The organism is Ralstonia sp. TCR112, assembly GCF_007997035.1.
GTDB classification, from domain to species: Bacteria; Pseudomonadota; Gammaproteobacteria; order Burkholderiales; family Burkholderiaceae; genus Ralstonia; species Ralstonia edaphi.
Genome location: NZ_VOSS01000230.1, coordinates 1 through 915, shown reverse-complemented (window position 1 = coordinate 915; position 915 = coordinate 1). Strand labels below are relative to the sequence as shown.

Below are 915 nucleotides of genomic sequence, written 5' to 3'. Positions count from 1 at the left end.
TCGACGATGGCGTCGGCCAGTTCCGGATCGCGCGAACGCACGCCTTCGATGACGGAGCTTTCCACGGCGCTCGGCACCAGGTTGAGGATTTCCGCTGCCGTGAGCACGCCGCCCATCGCGTTCTTCTTGCGGTGGTCGTTGCCTTGCAGCAGCTTGGTCAGCACGTCGTTCAGCTCGCGCAGGGCGCTGGGCTGAATGCCGTCGAGCGTGGCGATACGCAGGATGGTGTCGTTGCGCAGGCGCTCGGTGAAATAGGTCAGGATTTCCGAAGCCTGATCGCGGTCAAGGTGGACCAGGATCGTGGCGATGATCTGCGGGTGCTCGTTGCGGATCAGTTCCGCCACCGACGATGCATCCATCCACTTCAGGCCTTCGATGCCGCTGGTGTCACCGCCCGAGAGGATCCGGTCGATGATGTTGGCGGCGCGGTCGTCGCCGAGTGCCTTGCGGAAGACGGTGCGGATGTACTCGTTCGAATCCACGTCCAGCGGCAGGTCTTCGGCTTCAACGAAGAACGCATCAAAGGCGTCGAGCACACGCTCGCGCGAGACGTTCTTCAGCGCGGCCATGGTCGCGCCCAGCTTCTGCACTTCACGCGGGCCCAGGTGCTTGAGCACTTCGGCGGCTTCGCTTTCGCCCAGCGACATCATGAGGATGGCGCTGCGTTGGAGTCCTTCGGCGCTCATTCGTTACTCACCCATTGTTTGATGACGGCCGCGACGGCGCGCGGGTTGCTCTGCGCCACGCGGCGCATGGTCTCGAGCTTCTTCTCGAAGTCGTTGTTCTTGAGTTGCGGCAGCGCGTCCGGCAGCTCTTCGGATTCGGCGCCTGCAGCCGCCGGGCCTTCCAGCTCCGGCCCGGCCGAAGCCGCGGCACCGGTGATGATCGGGGCGTTCGGGTCTTCGCCTTCGCGGC

1 protein-coding gene and 1 pseudogene are annotated in these 915 nt (G+C 64.7%); both read right to left on the bottom strand.

The features are described 5' to 3' along the window. A partial coding sequence (locus FUT88_RS25540; protein ID WP_147219341.1) for a flagellar motor switch protein FliG occupies nucleotides 1–686 on the bottom strand: 686 nt, incomplete at its 3' end. Then, nucleotides 683–915: pseudogene (locus tag FUT88_RS25535) on the bottom strand (flagellar basal body M-ring protein FliF); the annotation flags it as partial. The gene FUT88_RS25540 and the pseudogene FUT88_RS25535, both read right to left, overlap by 4 nt.